This is a genomic window from Nocardiopsis sp. NPDC006938 (assembly GCF_042869555.1).
Classification (GTDB): Bacteria; Actinomycetota; Actinomycetes; order Streptosporangiales; family Streptosporangiaceae; genus Nocardiopsis.
Genome location: NZ_JBIAGA010000001.1, coordinates 666,807 through 682,701 on the forward strand (window position 1 = coordinate 666,807; position 15,895 = coordinate 682,701).

The following is a 15,895-nucleotide window of genomic DNA, read 5'->3' on the forward strand; positions in this document are numbered from 1 at the left end:
TAACGCGCCACGTCCTCCGGCGGCGGCCCAGACGTCGGGGACCGAGAGCGAACGCGCCACGCGCTCGGGCCCCGACACCCTCCCCCCGGGGGACGTCACGCGCCACGTTCCCCGGGGGCCGTACTCACCGGTCGGTACACCGGCGTCCACGGCCGCACCGGGCCGCACGAAGGGAACAGCATCGTGACCGAAGCAGTGCCGCACCACCGGGTCGCCATCATCGGTTCCGGGTTCGCCGGGATCGGCATGGCCGTGCGCCTCACCCAGGCGGGGCTACGGGACTTCGTGATCCTCGAACGGGCCGACGGCATCGGTGGGACCTGGCGCGACAACGCGTACCCGGGCGCCGCCTGTGACGTCCCCTCCCACCTGTACTCCTTCTCCTTCGCGCTCAACCCCGGCTGGAGCCGGACCTTCTCCCCGCAACCGGAGATCTGGGACTACATGAAGCGGGTCGCCGGGGAGCACGGCGTCGACCGGCACGTGCGCCACAACAGCGACGTGCTGGCGGCGCACTGGGAACCCGAGGCCAACCGCTGGCGGATCGAGACCACCAGCGGCACCGTCACCGCTCAGTTCCTGGTGAGCGGCGCCGGTCCGCTCGCCGACCCCACCTACCCCGACATCAAGGGCCTCGACTCCTTCGAGGGCAGGCTCTTCCACTCCGCCGAGTGGGACCACGACCACGACCTGAGCGGCCGGAAGGTGGCGGTGATCGGCACCGGGGCGTCCGCCATCCAGTTCGTGCCGAAGATCCAGCCGCTGGTGGGAAGGCTCTCGTTGTTCCAGCGCACGGCCCCGTGGGTGATGTTCCGGCACGACCGCGACATCACCAAGGCGGAGAGCTGGCTCTACCGCAACGTGCCCGGTGCCCAACAGATCGCCCGCAAGAGCATCTACTGGGGACGCGAGACCTACATCCTCGGGTTCGCCAAGAACCCCCGGCTGCTCGGGGTGGTGGAGCGGCTCGGCCGGGCCAACATCAACCGCAGCGTGAAGGACCCCGAGCTACGGCGCAAGCTCACACCGACGTTCCGGGCCGGGTGCAAGCGCATCCTGATGTCCAACGACTACTATCCCGCCCTGGCCCGGCCGAACGTGGACGTGGTCACCGACGGCATCGTCGAGGTCCGGGCGAACTCGGTGGTCACCCGGGACGCCTCCGGCCGGGAGACCGAGCACGAGGTGGACACCATCATCCTCGGCACCGGGTTCCAGGTCACCGACCCGCCCATCGCCCACCGCGTGTACGACGCCCGGGGGCGCTCCCTCGCCGAGCACTGGGGGACGGACGTCCAGGCCTTCCGGGGCACCACCGTCAACGGCTTCCCCAACGCGTTCGTGCTGGCCGGGCCCAACACCGGGCTGGGGCACACCTCGCAGGTGTTCATGATCGAGGCACAGATCCGGTACACCATGCAGGCGCTCGGGTTCGCTTGCAGGAACCGGATCGACCGGCTGGAGCCCCGTGCGGAGGCCCAGCGCGCCTACAACGAGATGGTGGACAGGTCCATGCGCGGAACCGTGTGGGTCACCGGCGGCTGCGACAGCTGGTACCTCAACGAGCAGGGCCGCAACACCACCCTGTGGCCCACCTTCACCTGGAACTACGCGCTGCGCACCCGCTGGTTCGACCCGCACAACTACGACCTGCGCCGCGCCCCCTCCACCGGCCGGTCCGGTGCCCGGGTCCCGGAAGGAGCGTCCGCGTGAGCGGGTTCGACGACGAGGAAGAGGAGTACCAGGGCACGGTCACCGTCCTGCTGCTCCAGGAGTCCGCCGACGGCGGCGACGCCAAGCCGGCCGAGAGCTTCCAGGTCAGGGCGCACTTCGCCGGGCACTTCTCCCCGCTCACCGGCGACTACCGCTGGAAGGGGCGGCTGGCCCCGGAGCCAGGGCTGACCCGGGCCTACGAGCAAGGGGCGCGTACGGTCGTCGTGCGCACCCCCGACGGGCACGAGGGGGTCGGCAGGCTCGACACCCCCAACCTGTGGGGCGGGCACCCCGTCCACGGGTCGGGCACGCCGCCCTTCGCCGTGCCCAGCATCGATCTCGACGACTGACCCCCGAGGCCACTGGCCTCCCCCAGATCGCCCCTCCGGGCCACGCGCCGTCCCGGAGGGGCACCCACCACCCGAGCGAGAGGCAGACCCCGATGGCGACACGACACGTGGGACACGCGCAGGAGCTCCGCGTCCGCTCGGCGGACGGCACCCTGCTGCACGTCGAGGTGCGCGGCCCCTCGGACGGACCGACCGTGGTGTTCTCCCACTGCTGGTCGACGTCCCTGGCCTCCTGGGGTCCCGTGGTACGGGACCTCGACCCGGGCCTGCGGGTGGTCCTGTACGACCAGCGCGGCCACGGTCGGAGCCAGACCCCCCTCACCCGGGCGGGGTACGGCACGGAGAAGCTCGCCGACGACCTGTGCGCCGTCCTGGAGGCCACCGTTCCCGCCGGGAGCAGGGCGCTGGTGGCCGGACACAGCATGGGCGGGATGACCATCATGGCGTCCGGCCCGCGCGCCACCTTCAAGGAGCGGGTGGGGGCGGTGCTGCTCACCAACACCGGGTGCGCCGAGCTACCAGACCGGTCCACCGCCATCCCCCTGCCCGGGCCGCTGGGCAAGCTGGGCGCCAGGGTCTTCCTGACCGCGCCGCTCCCCCTGGGTCCGGCCAACGCCGGGAGCGCCAGCGTGCTGCGGTACCTCGTCATGGGGAAGGGCACCAGTCTGGCGGCCAAGCGGCTGTGCGCCCGCCTGGTGCACGGGTGCGGCGGTGTCCCGCGCGGCGAGTGGGGCCGGGTGATGACCAGGCTGGACCTGGCCGACTCCGCGCGCGAGATCGCGGTGCCCACCGTCGTGGTGGGCGGGGACGAGGACAAGCTGACCCCCCAGTGGCACGCGCACCACATCGGCGGCCTGGTCCAGGACTGCGAGGAGGTCCGGGTGGTCCCGGGCCTGGGCCACATGGGTCCGCTGGAGGTCCCCGGAGTGCTCGCGGAGCTGGTGGGGAAGCTGGTCGCCAACCACGTCACCCCGAAGAGCTGACGGCTGGAGAGTCTGACCGCAGGCGCCCTCCCCTGACGCGGGGAGACCCGGTGGCCGGAGCGGGCGCCGGGCCGCGGGATCATCTCGGCGTGCGCGGGGAGCCCGCGTCCGCATGTCGTCGGGGGACGGACACGATCAACGCAGAGGAACAGACGCCTCAGCCGTGTTCCCTTCCGGGGACGGGGATCACGTGTTCCGACACCTCCGAGTGCACCTGGTGCAGCCTGGCCTGCACGGACCGGCGCAGCTTCGCCAGACACTCCACCAGTGTGATGTCGTCCCCTACCAGCCCGCCCTTGGCCACCACCGGAGTCCCGTCGAGCGGGCCCCCGCTGAGGTGGCCGTGCACGGCCAGCGGAACGATCTCCCCGCCCACGTCGAAGGCGTGCACGTCGAGTTCGTCCAGCAGGCTCGCGGTGAGGTCCCCTCCGGTCAGGTACAGGCCGCTGGGCAGCGCCTGCGCTCCCACCGTGTCGGCGAGTTCGTTGACGACGTCGGCCACCAGCCCGGCGACCCTCCCCGGCAGTTCCGCCCTGGCCCCTGCGGGCAGCTCGCGGACCCGCGCGGCCGGGGTCACCACCCGCAGCACACAGATCTCGGGAAATCCCGAGGACGACAGGTGGTCGGTGAGCTCCCGCGCCACCTGGTCGGGGTGGTCACTGGCCGGATCGCTGAGGGCGACCGCGTCCAGGTCCACGAATCGGACCGCGCCGGTGCGGGCCACGGTGGCGAGCTGTCTGCGGGTGAGGTCGGTGGTGCTCCCCGCCACGGCGAGCAGCGGCCCCCGGGAACCGGCCTGGCCGCGCAGCCTCAGTGCGTAGGCGAGCAGGGCGCCGGTCGGTCCCGGGTCGACGGCCACCCACACGATTCCCTCGGCGTGGTGGGCGGCGGCCGCGGCCTCGGCGATGTCGGTGAGGTGCTGTTCGGTGCTGGCGTCGCAGAGCACCACGGGCTCGTCGCCGGCCAGCAGCTCGGCGGTGAGCATCTCCTGGGTGATCCGGCGCAGCGGGACGTGCCGCACGGCGAGGTCGCTCTGGGCGGCGAGGATGTCCGAGACCACACTGGTGGTGACCGGGCTCAGGGGGTCGAGCGCGAGTTCGGTACGCTCCAGCGGCACACCGTCGAGCAGCTGCACGCCGTCCTCGGTGATCCGCCCGGAACCGGGGAAGGCCGGGGCGAACAGCACCCGGACGCGGGTCCCGGCGGGGAGCCTCTCCCGAACGGCGTCGTAGGCGGCCTCGATCTCCGCGCCGACGTTGCCCCTCAGCGTGGTGTCGGTGCGCTTGACCACCAGCCCCACCGGCCACACCGCCTCGACGACGTCGGTGACCAGGTCGGCGGCCTGTTCGGCGGGCACGTGTCTGCTGTCGAGGTTGGCGACCACCACGTCGTACTCCCCCGCGACCCGGCTGACGTGCTCGGGGGTCACCGTGGCCACGCGCATCCCGGTGCGGGCGAACCGTGCGCCGGTGGCGTTGGCTCCGGTGAGGTCATCGGCGACCACGAGGACCTGGGCCACGGCGCTGCTCCTGACGTGTGGGAAGTATCTGTCTCCAACATAGGGCCATGGGGAGGGGCCGGGTACGTCGTCCACAGGGTCGGCCGGGCGGAGCGCCCCCTGGTACGGACGCGGCTCCGGCGGCGCGGTGCCCCGGCCCGCCGTGGCGGGCCGCAGGTACCGACCGGTCAGCTCTCCGGCATACGCACCACCGAGGCGGTCCGGGCGGAGCGGCGGGCCGCCTCGATCACCTCCAGGCCGTGGATCACCTCGTGCGGGTCCACCGGCAGCGGTTCGCCTTCGCCCACCGCGTCACGGACACCCGCGTAGAACTCCGGGTAGGCGCCGCGCGCGCTGGGCACCGGTGTGGAACGGCCGTCCTCGCCGAGCATCCCCCACCGCCCCTCCGGGACCACGCCCCAGTCGGCGGCGTCGGGGCGCTCCCCCGCGGTCAACCGCGCCTCCTGGCCGTCCAGGCCGAAGCTGGTGAAGGCGGCCTGGTCCCCGAGTACGCGGAACCGGGGACCGTTGCGCGCGCTGAGCGCGCTCATCCACAGGTGGGAGCGCGTGCCCCGGACATGCCCAAGGGCCAGGAAGACGTCGTCGTCGGCGCGCACGCCGGGGCGCAGGGCCCCGATCTCCGCGTAGACGGTGGCGACCGGGCCGAACAGGTTCACAGCCTGGTCGATCAGGTGCGGGCCCAGGTCGTACAGGAGGCCGGCTCCGGCGTCCGCGTCTCCCGTCTCGCGCCAGGTCCCCTTGGGAACGGGGCGCCAGCGCTCGAACCGCGACTCGAAGCGGTGCACACGCCCCAGGCTTCCCTCTTCGATCAGCTGCCACAGGGTGAGGAAGTCGGCGTCCCACCTGCGGTTCTGGTAGACGGTGAGCACGTGGCCGAGCTCATCGGCCAGGTCGGTGAGTTCCCGGGCCTGGCGCGCGGTGAGCGCGAAGGGCTTGTCCACCACGACGGCCATCCCCGCTTCGAGGGCGGCCCGGGCCAGCGAGGCGTGGGTGTCGTTGGGTGTGCTCACGACGGCGATCTCGTAGTGCCCGGCGTTCGCCCACAGGTCGGCGGCGGTGGGGTGGACGGTGATCCCGGGGTAGCGCTCCCTGGCGGCCCGGGCGCGTTCGGGCGAGCCGGTGACCACCGCGGACAGGCGCAACCCGGGTACCGCGTCGATGAGCGGAGCGTGGAAGACCTCGCCGCCCTTGCCGTAGCCGAGCAGGGCCACGTGCAGCTCGGGTCCGTCGTGTCCGGAGGAGCCCTGACCAGGGCTGGTGGGTGCGTCGGCCATGTCCCCAATGTACGGCTCCGTCGGCCCCACCGGGCGTGGGGCACACGCCGGGCCCGTTCCCGTGGCCACGAAGTCCCAGCACACACGATCGGATCGCAAGATTTCGGATCGTTACGCAAGAATTTGCGCGAGGTCTGGACTTTCCCGCCGGAGGGGACTTACATCGAGAAACGCATGACCTGAATCACACCCGACCCCTGCGGGTGTGCGTGCCGAAGGAGTGAGACCCCCCATGCCCGGTTCGGTGACTCGACGCGCGCTGGCCGCGGGAGGCGTGGTCCTCCTCGCCTCCGGCTGCTCCTACCTGAGCGGGGGCGACGGCGGCACCGCCGACACCTCCGGCATCGACTGCGCCCCCTACGAACAATGGGAGGGCACCGGCGGCACCGTCTCGGTCTACGCCTCCATCCGGGACGAGGAGGGCGACCGCCTGGAACAGTCCTGGGCCGACTTCGCCGCCTGCACCGGCATCACGGTCCAGTACGAGGGCAGCGGCGAGTTCGAGGCCCAGCTCCCGGTGCGGCTCGACGGCGGCAACGCGCCCGACCTCGCCTTCATCCCCCAGCCGGGCCTCCTGGAGCGCGCCGCCGGGGACGGCTACGCGGTTCCGGTGTCGGACGGCGTACGCGAGAACGTCGAGTCCGGGTGGAGCGAGGACTGGCGGGGCTACGCGACCGTCGACGGCGAACTGTACGGTTCCCCGCTCGGCGCCAACATGAAGTCGATGGTCTGGTACTCACCCTCCTTCTTCGCGGAGAACGGCCACGAGGTCCCCGAGACCTGGGACGACATGATCGAGCTCAGCGACACCGTCGCGGCGGACGGCACCCGGCCCTGGTGTGTGGGCTTCGAGTCCGGCGACGCCACGGGCTGGCCGGGTACCGACTGGATCGAGAACGCCCTCCTGCGCACCTCGGGCACCGACGTCTACCACGACTGGATCGCCCACGACATCCCGTTCGACGCCCCCGAGGTGGAGGAGGCCTTCGACCTGGCGGACGGGGTCATCCGCAACGAGGACTACGTCAACGGCACCTTCGGCGGCGTCGACAGCATCGCCGTCACCTCCTTCCAGGACGCCGGGATGCCCCTCCTCGACGGCGGCTGCGCCCTGTACCTGATGGGTTCCTTCTACGGAGCGCAGTTCGCGGACGACGTGGAGATCGGTGAGGACGGCGACGTCTACGGCTTCGTCCTGCCTCCGCTGGAGTCCGGGGCCGAGGTGCCCATCATGGGCGGCGGAGAGTTCGTCGTGGCCTTCGACGACCGTGACGAGGTCGTGGCGTTGCACGAGTACCTCTCCTCCGGCGCCTACGCCAACGAGCGCGCCTCCCTGGGGTCCTGGGTCTCCGCCCACCAGGATCTGGACCCCTCGGTCCTGGCCGACCCCACCGACCAGTTCACCGCGGAGGTCCTGAACGACCCGGACACCGTCTTCCACTTCGACGGCAGCGACGCCATGCCCTCCTCCGTGGGGACCAACGTGTTCTGGAGCGGCATGGTCGACTGGGTCACCGGGACCGACACCGCGACGGTGCTGGAGAGCGTCGAGTCGGCGTGGCCGTGACCGCACGGGACCCCGCCCTCCGCCCGGTTCCGTCGCCCCCTCTGAGGGCGCCGTGGCCGGGTGGGGGCCCGGGGCGGGTCGACCGCCCCGGCCTGACGTCCCGCCCCGCCGACCGTGTGACGGCGGTCGGCGGGCGCACGACACCTTCCCCGCTCCTCCAGGTACCACCAGGGGTCTTCCATGGAGTTCTCCCTTCTGAACGAGCTGCCCAAGCTCGTGTGGGCGCTCATCGGGATCGCCGCCTTCCTCGGCGTCATCGGCCTGATGCTCGTCCTGCTCGACGCCCCCAGGAGCCGCCGGGACCGCTGGCAGGCGGCCTTCTTCCTCGGACCCGCGGTCCTACTGCTCCTGGGCGGCCTGGTCTATCCCGTCGTCCGCACCATCGTGCTGTCCTTCCACGACCGCTCCGGGGACGCGTTCGTCGGCCTGGCCAACTACCAGTGGATGTTCCAGCGACCGGAGATCCTCCAGGTCCTGGCCAACACCCTGCTCTGGGTGCTGTTCGCCCCGGCCCTGGCCACCGCCGTCGGGCTGCTCTACGCGGTGCTCATCGACCGGTCGCGGTTCGAGTCGCTGGCCAAGTCGATGGTCTTCATGCCGATGGCGATCTCGTTCGTCGGCGCCAGCATCATCTGGCGGTTCGTGTACGCCTACCGGCCCGCCGACCAGGAACAGTACGGGCTGCTCAACCAGATCGTCGTGTGGTTCGGGGGCGAGCCGCGGCTGTGGCTGCTCGAACAGCCGCTCAACACGTTCCTGCTGATCCTGGTCCTGATCTGGGTCCAGTCCGGGTTCGCCATGGTGGTGCTCTCGGCCGCCGTCAAGGCGATCCCGACCGAGACCGTGGAGGCGGCGCGCATCGACGGCGCGGGCGCGTGGCAGCTGTTCGCGCGGATCACCCTGCCGTCCGTGTGGCCCACGCTGGTGGTCGTGCTCATCACCATCTCCGTGCAGACCCTCAAGATCTTCGACATCGTCCGTACCATGACCGGCGGCAACTACGGCACCAGCGTGATCGCCAACGAGATGTACAGCCAGGCGTTCTCGCAGGGACAGATGGGCCAGGGGTCCGCGCTGGCCGTGGTCCTGTTCGTCCTGGTCGTCCCACTGGTCGTCCTCCAGATCCGGCGCAACCGCAAGGCCAGGGAGTTGGCATGAGCAAGACCGCATCCCGGAACCGCAGCGCCGCCGCCCGGGTGCGCGGGCGGCTCAGCGGCGGGGCGGCCAGCCTCGCCGCCCTGGTGATCGCCGTGCTGTGGACGCTGCCCACCGCCGGGCTGTTCGTCTCCTCGTTCCGGCCCGCCGACCAGATCCGCACCAGCGGTTGGTGGACGTTCCCCAGCTCCCCGGAGGTGACGCTGGACAACTACCGGGACGTGCTGTTCGGCAGCGCCAACGACGGCCGGCTGGCCAGCCACTTCGTGAACTCGTTCGTGATCACCCTGCCGTCGACGGTGTTCGTCCTGGGCTTGGCGGCGCTGGCGGCGTACGCGCTGGCCTGGATCGACTTCCGGGGCCGCGACTGGGTGTTCCTGGGCGTCTTCGCGCTCCAGATCGTGCCGATCCAGATGGCCCTGGTGCCGTTGCTGCGCTTCTTCTCCCAGGGGGTGTCGGTGGGCGGCGCGCAGGTGCTGCCCGCGTGGGAACTCACCGGGGCGATGGCCTTCACCAACGTGTGGGTGGTGCACACCGTATTCGGGCTACCGCTGGGCGTCTTCCTGATGCACAACTTCCTGTCCCAGCTGCCGGGGTCGCTCTTCGAGGCGGCCCGGGTGGACGGCGCGGGGCACGGGACGATCTTCCGGAAGGTGGCGCTGCCGCTGATCGCGCCCGCCCTGGTCTCCCTGGGCATCTTCCAGTTCCTGTGGGTGTGGAACGACCTGCTGGTGGCGTTGATCTTCGCCGGGGGCGACGCCGCCACGGCGCCGCTCACCGTGCGCCTGGCCGAGTTGGCCGGTACCCGGGGAGAGGCCTGGCACCGGCTCACAGCGGGCGCGTTCGTCTCGATCGTCGTCCCGCTGCTGGTGTTCTTCCTCCTCCAGCGCTACTTCGTGCGCGGACTCCTGGCGGGCAGCGTCAAGGGGTGAGGGGTCAGGTGGCGCGGTAGGCGGCCCGCGCAGCCTCCAGGGCAGTGGTGCGGTAGGCGGCGCCGAACAGGCACACGTGTACGAGCAGCGGGTGCAGCTGGTGCAGGGCCACCCGGCCGCGCCACCCCGAGGAGAGCGGGGCGACCTCGTTGTAGGCGTCGCGGACCCGGTCCAGGTGAGGCAGGCCGAACAGCGCCAGCGTGGCCAGGTCGGCCTCGCGGTGGCCGCCGTGCGCGGCCGGGTCGATCAGCACGGCGTCCCGGGCGCGCCAGAGCACGTTGCCGCTCCACAGGTCGCCGTGGATGCGGGCCGGGGGTTCGGGTTCGCCCGCCAGGTCCTCGACCGCGTCCACGACCCGTTCGATCGCGCGGGCGTCGGTGGGGGTGAGCGCACCCAGGTCCAGGGCCCGGCGCAGGTAGGGGCGTAGGCGCTGTTCGGCGTAGAAGCGCGGCCAGTGGCGGGCGGGGGTGTTGTCCAGGGGGAGCGGCCCGATGAAGCCGGGCCAGTCCGCCCCGAAGACGTCGGCGCCGGTCAGATGGGTTCCGGCGAGTTGTCGGCCGAGCCGTTCGGCGGCGGCGGGTGTGGGGTCGTCCTGTTCGACGAGGGGCAGTACCAGCAGGCGTTCGTCCCAGCCCAGGGGGCGGATCACCGGGGAGCCGAAACACCGGCCGAGCCACTCCAGTCCGAGCGCCTCGGCCAGGAGCGCGCCGACGGGTTCGTGCCCGCGTGTCTGGGACTTGACGAACAGTCGGGTGCCGTCGGCCAGTTCGGCGTAGGAGAGGGTCCAGTCATGGCTGGTCCCGGCCTTGGCGGCGCGCCGGACGTCGGTGTCCAGCAGGGCCGCGACCCGGTCGGCGAGGGTGCCGGTCTGCGGGTCGCGGCCGGGGCGGCCCGCTCCGTCACCCGCGCCCCCGGGGCCCATGGACCGCACGATCGCCTCCCCGTCCACGCGCCTAGCCCCGCAGCCGGGTGGCGAGTTCGCTCGTCAGCCCCTTGGCCGCGGACTCGACCATGCTGAGGACGGCGGTGAACCCGTCGTCCCCGCCGTAGTAGGGGTCGGGGACCTCCGGGTTGGGGCCGACCCCGGGAGCGAAGGAGCGGAACAGTCGCAGGCGGGAGGGGTCGAACCCGAGTTCGGCGCCGTGTTCGGCCACGGCTCCGCTCAGCTCGTCGAGGTTGTCCAGGTCCATGGCCAGGACGAGGTCGCGGGTGCCCAGGTCCGCGGGGTCGAACTGGCGGGCGGTGTGGGTCGTGAGGTAGCCGTGCACGCGCAGGGTCGTGGCGGCGCGGGTGTCCATCCCGTCGCCGATGTGCCAGTGACCCGTGCCGGAGCTGTCGACCCGTACGAGGTCGTGCAGCCCGGCGCGTTCGAGGTCGGCGGAGAGCACCTTCTCGGCCATGGGCGATCGGCAGATGTTGCCCAGGCACACGACGCTGACGCGGTAGGGACCAGAGGGGTCACGCGGTTCCGGCAGGCTCATGCCCTTACCGTAACGAAAAACCGCCACACCCACCCGGTTCGGCGCGGTGCGTGCCGGTTCCGTCCGTGTTCACCGCGGGTTCAGCCCTTGGGCAGTCGCACCACGGTGACGAAGAAGTCGTCGATCTGCCGGACGACCCGGATGAACTGCTCGAAGTCCACGGGCTTGGGCACGTAGGCGTTGGCGTGCAGCCGGTAGCTGCGGAGCACGTCCTCCTCGGCCTCCGAGGTGGTGAGCACCACGACGGGGATGTGCGCCAGGTCGTCGTCGTTCTTGACCTCCTCCAGGACCTCCCGGCCGTCCTTGCGCGGCAGGTTGAGGTCGAGAAGGATCAGGTGGGGGCGGGGGGCGTCGGCGAACTCGCCCTCACGGCGCAGGAAGCGGAGCGCCTCGACGCCGTCCGAGACCACGTGCAGCCGGTTGCCCAGCTTGTGTTCCTCGAATGCCTCCTTGGTCATCAGGACGTCACCGGGATCGTCCTCGACCAGCAGCACCTCAATGGGATGCACCAACATGACCTCGCTCAAGCTTCCAGACCCCTATACGGGTTCCGCCCCGTGACCGGGTGGAACCGTACCGCCAGCGCCGCCGGGCAGGGGGCGCGGTTCCCCCTCGGGTTCACTGCCCGCGGGGGACTCGTCCTCCGGACCGGAGTCACCGGACTCTCGTGTGGCCGTCGGCGCCTCGTCCGTGGGGGCGGGCTCGGCGACCTCGGTACCCTCGACACCACTATCGACGGCGTCGGCCGGTTCGGTTCCCTCCACGGCAACCGGCTCGTCCTTCTCCGCCTCGGTGTCTACGGGCAGGGTCCAGCATATGCGGGTTCCGGTCCGTCCGGAGTCCGTCCCCTCGGAGGTTTCGGCCTCTTCGGGGTTCTCCGGGCCGGTGTCGAGCCACATGCGACCGCCGTGGAACTCCACGATCTTCTTGCACATGGCCAGGCCAATGCCGGTTCCGGTGTACTTCTCCCTGGTGTGCAGCCGCTGGAAGATGACGAAGATGCGCTCGGCGTACTGCGGTTCGATACCGATGCCGTTGTCCGAACAGCAGAAGACCCACTCGTCGCCCTGCCGTTCCACGGTGACGCGCACCTCGGGCGCGTCCTCTCCCCGGAACTTGACGGCATTGCCGACCAGGTTGAAGAAAACCTGGGTGAGCAGGGTGCGGTCGCCCTGGACCGTGGGCAGGGTGTCGCCGGAGATCTCGGCGCCCGCCTCCTCCAGCCGTGTCTCCAGACTGCTCAGGGCGTCGTCGAGCGCCACGTTGAGGTCGACCGGCGCGAAGTTCTTCGTGCGGCCGACCCGGGAGAAGGCGAGCAGGTCGTTGATCAGGGTCTGCATGCGCTTGGCTCCCTCGACCGCGAAGTCGATGTAGGAGTCGGCGCGTTCGTCCAGCTGCCCGTGGTACCGGCGCTGGAGCAGCTGACAGAAGCTGGCCACCTTGCGCAGTGGCTCCTGGAGGTCGTGCGAGGCGACGTAGGCGAACTGCTCCAGTTCCAGGTTGGACCGGCGCAGCTCCTCGGTCTGGTGCTCCAGGAGGGTGGACTGTTCCTGGAGCTTGCGGCGTGCGGAGGCCACCTCGTCCAGGTCCTGCACGATGCGTTCGCGCATGGAGTCGACGTCGTGTCCGAGCTGGACGATCTCGGGCGGCCCCTGGAGGGAGATGCGGTGGGCGTAGTAGCCCTCGGAGACCTGGCGCATGTGCCCGGCCAGGTCCTCCAGGGGGCGCAGCACCCACTGCTGGAGCATCACCCACAGGAACACCGACAGGAACACCACGACCAGCCCGACCAGCACCAGCAGGGCCACGACCTGCTGCGTGGCCAGGGTCAGACCGCTCTGGGCCTCCTGGATCTCGCTGGCGAGGTAGTTGGTGGTGGCGTCGGCGGCGCGGTTGAGTTCCAAGAAGAGCACCCGACCGCGCTGGAGCTCCGCCTGGGTGGGGCTCTCGCCGCTGCGCACCTCCTCCAGGACGGGCTCGGCGAACTGCTCGCTCCAGACGTCGCCCGCCTTGATGAGCTCGTTGACCTTGGGCGCGATGTCGGGGTTCTCGTCGGCCAGGGTGGCCAGGGCGCTGCGGTGCTCGGCGAGCGACATGCGCTGCTCGACGAAGGGCTGGAGGAAGTCGCGGTCGCCGGTGAGGATGTAGCCGCGCAGGGCGTGGTCCTGGCTGAGGTAGGCCGAGCGGGTCTGCTCGACGGTGCTCAGACCGGGGGTGAGGGAGTCGACCTGGAGCACCAGGGAGTCCCTGGCCTGGAAGGCCGCGAGGGTGATCACCGACACGGCGACCACCAGCACGACGGCGACCACCGTCAGCAGGCTGGTGACCCTGCGCCGCAGGCTCCAGGAGTGCCTGCTGGAGTGGACGCGCCCGGCGGGGGCGGCGTCGACGAAGGGCGTCCCGCCGACGGAGGTCCGCGCCCCCTTACCCGGCCCCCCGTCCGGGGTGTCCTCGGTTCGGGGCTCGGTGTCCATGGCGTGGTCTTCCTCCCCGGTGGGGCTCACTCCGGCTCTCCGTGGTTGATGAGCAGCATCGCCACGTCGTCCTGGAGCGGCCCGCCGTTACTGCGTTCGGCCTCGTCCACCAGGTGTTCGGGCAGGTTGTACAGGGCCACGCCCTGGCTGAGGACCCCGTTCACCATCCGGCGCAGCCCCGCCACCTCCAGCCGGGCGGGAGGTCCGCCGTCGTAGGCGTCGACCAGGCCGTCGGTGTAGAAGAGCATGCTGGCGCCCTTGGGCAGGACCACCTCGGTCATCTCGTCCTGGTCGACCGGGAACACGCCCAGCGGCGGCTGCGGGGCGGCCTGGATCTCCTCGGCGACACCGTCCCTCACGATCATGGGCGGCGGGTGGCCGAGGACCCGCACGCGGGCGCGGTCACTGCCGGTGTCGAGGCTGATCATGCACAGCGTCGCGTACATCTCCTCCTGGGCGCGCTCGCTCACCAGGAGGTCCTCCAGGTTGGGCAGGACGCGCGCCTCGGCGACACCGCTCATGACCAGGGTGCGCCAGGCGATGCGCAGGCTGACGCCCAGGGCGGCCTCGTCGGGGCCGTGCCCGCTGACGTCGCCGATGATGACGTGGGTGGTGCCGTCCTTCTCGACCGCGTCGTAGAAGTCGCCGCCGACCAGGGCGCGCTTGCGGCCGGGCCGGTAGTAGGCGCGGTGGCTCAGGGGTGAGCGGGCGAGCAGGACCTGGGGCAGCAGGCCTCGTTCCAGTCGCATGTTCTCCCGGGCGCGCATACGGGCCTCGCGCAGCTGGCGGGCGTTCTCGTCCGCGCGGCGCCGCTCCAGCGAGTAGCGCAGGCTGCGGGCGAGCAGGGAGCCGTCGACCTGGCCCTTGACCAGGTAGTCCTGGGCGCCGGCGGCCACGGCGGCGATGCCCTCGTGTTCGTCGTCGAGGCCGGTGAAGACGACGACGGCGGCGGAGGGGGCGCCTTCGAGGACCTCGCGCAGGAGGCCGAGGCCATGGCCGTCGGGGAGGTTGAGGTCGAGCAGCACGCAGCCCCGGAAGCCGGTGAGGTGCTCCCGGGCGGCCTGGAGCGTGGAGACCCAGGTGATCCGGGTGGTGAGCGCGGTGTCCGCGAGGAGTTCCTCCGCGAGGAAGGCGTCTCCGGGATCGTCTTCGATCAGCAGGACGTCAACTGATTCGACGGTAGCCTCCACCCGGTCGTCCAGGACGGTGTCGTCACCCAGGGCGGCGCTGCCGTCTGTCGCAGCGCCGTGCGCGGCTCGGGCCGCCTCGTCACCGATCACTGTCACGTGATCGTGCCCTGTTCTCCTGGTATCCACTCATCGCCTCAAGGTTCACGGGGTCGCGGGGTCGGACGTCACGCCGTGTACCCGAGACGGACACCTCGGGTCCAACCGGTGGTTCGGACCGCACGACACCCAAACGATAAACGCCCCGGCGACCAGTTGACCAGCGGACGAGACGAGACACATCCAACGTAGGGGGGTGGAACCCCCTGGGTTCCGGGTGTGTGGGGGTCCGAGGGGACGGGCCTCCCCGGCGTGGCCGGGGGCTCGCACGGGTGGTCGGCACGTGCGGACGCGCCTGCGGGGGCGCGTACCGGAACACGGCCGCACCGTATGTCGATACACGTGCAATGGGCGGGATGTCACTATTTTTCTGACAGAGTGTCGTATCCGTCTTGACAACCCGAACCACCTAAATGACATCATGTCATAAAGATCCCGGAACGAGAGGTGCAGGTGTCGATGAGCGCCACGGCCGAGGCCCCCACGGCGGCGGAGACCGCCGAACCGTTCTCCGCGCGGCTGCGCGCCGCGACCTGGAGCGACCACGAGGCCGCCGAGCACCACGGTTTCACCCAGGCCCTCATGGAGGGACGGCTGTCCCTGGACGGCTACACGGCGATGGTCGCCCAGCACCACTTCGCCTACGTCGCGCTGGAAAGGGTCGGCCGCGAACTGGCCGACGACCCCGTCGCGGGCCGCTTCCACCGCCCCGAGCTCGAACGCGTACCCGCCCTGGAGACCGACCTCGCCCACCTCCTGGGTCCCGACTGGCGCGGTCGGGTCCATCCCACCCCCGCCACACGCACCTACGTGGCGCGCATCGAGCAGATGGCCGACCACCCCGCGGGATTCGTCGCGCACCACTACACCCGCTACCTGGGAGACGTCTCCGGGGGCCAGTTCATCCGGAGGGTCGCGGCCGGGGCGTACGGCCTCACCGACGACGCCGGAGTGTCCTTCTACGTCTTCGACGCCCTGGGGAGCCTGCCCAGGTTCCGCTCCGGGTACCGCGAACTGCTCGACTCACTGGACCTCGACGAGAGCGCCGCCGACCTCCTCGTCCGGGAGACCCGGCTGGCCTACCAGCTCAACACCGAGGTCCTCGCCGACCTGGGCAGGCTCCACGCCTGAGACCGCCACGGGCCTCCCGAGCCTCCACGG

The 15,895-nt window shown here is 71.1% G+C and carries 14 protein-coding genes; 7 read left to right on the plus strand and 7 right to left on the minus strand.

Going from position 1 to position 15,895, the window contains the following annotated elements; genetic code table 11:
* Positions 1–183 precede the first annotated feature (183 nt).
* From ACFYL4_RS02780 to ACFYL4_RS02790, 3 genes are all read left to right on the plus strand, one after another.
* Positions 184–1,713 carry a flavin-containing monooxygenase gene (locus tag ACFYL4_RS02780; RefSeq protein WP_387515891.1) on the plus strand — a complete coding sequence of 510 codons (1,530 nt, stop codon included), beginning with the start codon at positions 184–186 and terminating at the stop codon, positions 1,711–1,713.
* Entirely contained in the window at positions 1,710–2,063 is a 354-nt protein-coding gene (locus tag ACFYL4_RS02785; RefSeq protein WP_357767156.1) for a DUF4873 domain-containing protein, read from the plus strand. The genes ACFYL4_RS02780 and ACFYL4_RS02785 overlap by 4 nt, the downstream gene beginning before the upstream one ends.
* A 92-nt stretch (positions 2,064–2,155) precedes the next feature.
* Positions 2,156–3,046, plus strand: coding sequence for an alpha/beta fold hydrolase (locus tag ACFYL4_RS02790; RefSeq protein WP_387515894.1), 891 nt, complete (start codon positions 2,156–2,158; stop codon positions 3,044–3,046).
* Between the two features lie 157 nt (positions 3,047–3,203).
* Here ACFYL4_RS02790 and ACFYL4_RS02795 read toward each other — a convergent pair whose 3' ends face one another.
* Positions 3,204–4,565 carry a four-carbon acid sugar kinase family protein gene (locus ACFYL4_RS02795; protein WP_387515896.1) on the minus strand — a complete coding sequence of 454 codons (1,362 nt, stop codon included), beginning with the start codon at positions 4,563–4,565 and terminating at the stop codon, positions 3,204–3,206.
* 167 nt (positions 4,566–4,732) lie between these two features.
* Positions 4,733–5,839 (minus strand): Gfo/Idh/MocA family oxidoreductase, encoded by a 1,107-nt coding sequence (locus ACFYL4_RS02800; protein ID WP_387515898.1) that lies wholly within the window; start codon positions 5,837–5,839, stop codon positions 4,733–4,735.
* Positions 5,840–6,071: 232 nt separating this feature from the next.
* Between ACFYL4_RS02800 and ACFYL4_RS02805 the strand changes: the two genes are divergently transcribed.
* From ACFYL4_RS02805 to ACFYL4_RS02815, 3 genes are all read left to right on the plus strand, one after another.
* Positions 6,072–7,406 (plus strand): ABC transporter substrate-binding protein, encoded by a 1,335-nt coding sequence (locus ACFYL4_RS02805; protein ID WP_387515900.1) that lies wholly within the window; start codon positions 6,072–6,074, stop codon positions 7,404–7,406.
* A gap of 180 nt (positions 7,407–7,586) precedes the next feature.
* The gene (locus ACFYL4_RS02810; protein ID WP_357767170.1) at positions 7,587–8,564 is read left to right on the plus strand and encodes a sugar ABC transporter permease; all 978 of its coding nucleotides are present in this window, start codon (positions 7,587–7,589) and stop codon (positions 8,562–8,564) included.
* On the plus strand, positions 8,561–9,493 hold the full coding sequence (locus ACFYL4_RS02815; RefSeq protein ID WP_387515902.1) for a carbohydrate ABC transporter permease: 933 nt from the start codon (positions 8,561–8,563) through the stop codon (positions 9,491–9,493). The genes ACFYL4_RS02810 and ACFYL4_RS02815 overlap by 4 nt, the downstream gene beginning before the upstream one ends.
* A gap of 4 nt (positions 9,494–9,497) precedes the next feature.
* Here ACFYL4_RS02815 and ACFYL4_RS02820 read toward each other — a convergent pair whose 3' ends face one another.
* The 5 genes from ACFYL4_RS02820 to ACFYL4_RS02840 form a co-directional block, all read right to left on the minus strand.
* Complete coding sequence (locus tag ACFYL4_RS02820) at positions 9,498–10,415, minus strand: fructosamine kinase family protein (protein ID WP_357767228.1); 918 nt, start codon at positions 10,413–10,415, stop codon at positions 9,498–9,500.
* A 31-nt stretch (positions 10,416–10,446) separates the two neighbouring features.
* Positions 10,447–10,974 carry a low molecular weight protein-tyrosine-phosphatase gene (locus ACFYL4_RS02825; protein ID WP_387515904.1) on the minus strand — a complete coding sequence of 176 codons (528 nt, stop codon included), beginning with the start codon at positions 10,972–10,974 and terminating at the stop codon, positions 10,447–10,449.
* A gap of 80 nt (positions 10,975–11,054) precedes the next feature.
* Positions 11,055–11,489, minus strand: coding sequence for a response regulator (locus tag ACFYL4_RS02830; protein WP_026129711.1), 435 nt, complete (start codon positions 11,487–11,489; stop codon positions 11,055–11,057).
* Between the two features lie 24 nt (positions 11,490–11,513).
* Positions 11,514–13,478: an ATP-binding protein gene (locus ACFYL4_RS02835; protein ID WP_357767180.1), complete on the minus strand. Its 1,965-nt coding sequence runs from the start codon at positions 13,476–13,478 to the stop codon at positions 11,514–11,516.
* Complete coding sequence (locus tag ACFYL4_RS02840; protein ID WP_357767183.1) at positions 13,475–14,734, minus strand: SpoIIE family protein phosphatase; 1,260 nt, start codon at positions 14,732–14,734, stop codon at positions 13,475–13,477. Before ACFYL4_RS02840 ends, ACFYL4_RS02835 begins: the two co-directional genes overlap by 4 nt.
* 459 nt (positions 14,735–15,193) lie before the next feature.
* On the opposite strand from ACFYL4_RS02840, the gene ACFYL4_RS02845 reads away from it, so the two are divergent.
* On the plus strand, positions 15,194–15,865 hold the full coding sequence (locus ACFYL4_RS02845) for a heme oxygenase (biliverdin-producing) (protein WP_387515907.1): 672 nt from the start codon (positions 15,194–15,196) through the stop codon (positions 15,863–15,865).
* The last annotated feature ends 30 nt before the right edge of the window (positions 15,866–15,895 follow it).

Excerpts from the sequence above, each read along its gene's own strand:
- ACFYL4_RS02790 (WP_387515894.1), top strand. The coding sequence starts at position 2,156 with ATGGCGACACGACACGTGGGACACGCGCAGGAGCTCCGCGTCCGCTCG.
- ACFYL4_RS02830 (WP_026129711.1), bottom strand. The coding sequence starts at position 11,489 with ATGTTGGTGCATCCCATTGAGGTGCTGCTGGTCGAGGACGATCCCGGT.
- ACFYL4_RS02825 (WP_387515904.1), bottom strand. The coding sequence starts at position 10,974 with ATGAGCCTGCCGGAACCGCGTGACCCCTCTGGTCCCTACCGCGTCAGC.
- ACFYL4_RS02810 (WP_357767170.1), top strand. The coding sequence starts at position 7,587 with ATGGAGTTCTCCCTTCTGAACGAGCTGCCCAAGCTCGTGTGGGCGCTC.
- ACFYL4_RS02815 (WP_387515902.1), top strand. The coding sequence starts at position 8,561 with ATGAGCAAGACCGCATCCCGGAACCGCAGCGCCGCCGCCCGGGTGCGC.
- ACFYL4_RS02805 (WP_387515900.1), top strand. The coding sequence starts at position 6,072 with ATGCCCGGTTCGGTGACTCGACGCGCGCTGGCCGCGGGAGGCGTGGTC.
- ACFYL4_RS02845 (WP_387515907.1), top strand. The coding sequence starts at position 15,194 with ATGAGCGCCACGGCCGAGGCCCCCACGGCGGCGGAGACCGCCGAACCG.
- ACFYL4_RS02820 (WP_357767228.1), bottom strand. The coding sequence starts at position 10,415 with ATGGGCCCCGGGGGCGCGGGTGACGGAGCGGGCCGCCCCGGCCGCGAC.
- ACFYL4_RS02800 (WP_387515898.1), bottom strand. The coding sequence starts at position 5,839 with ATGGCCGACGCACCCACCAGCCCTGGTCAGGGCTCCTCCGGACACGAC.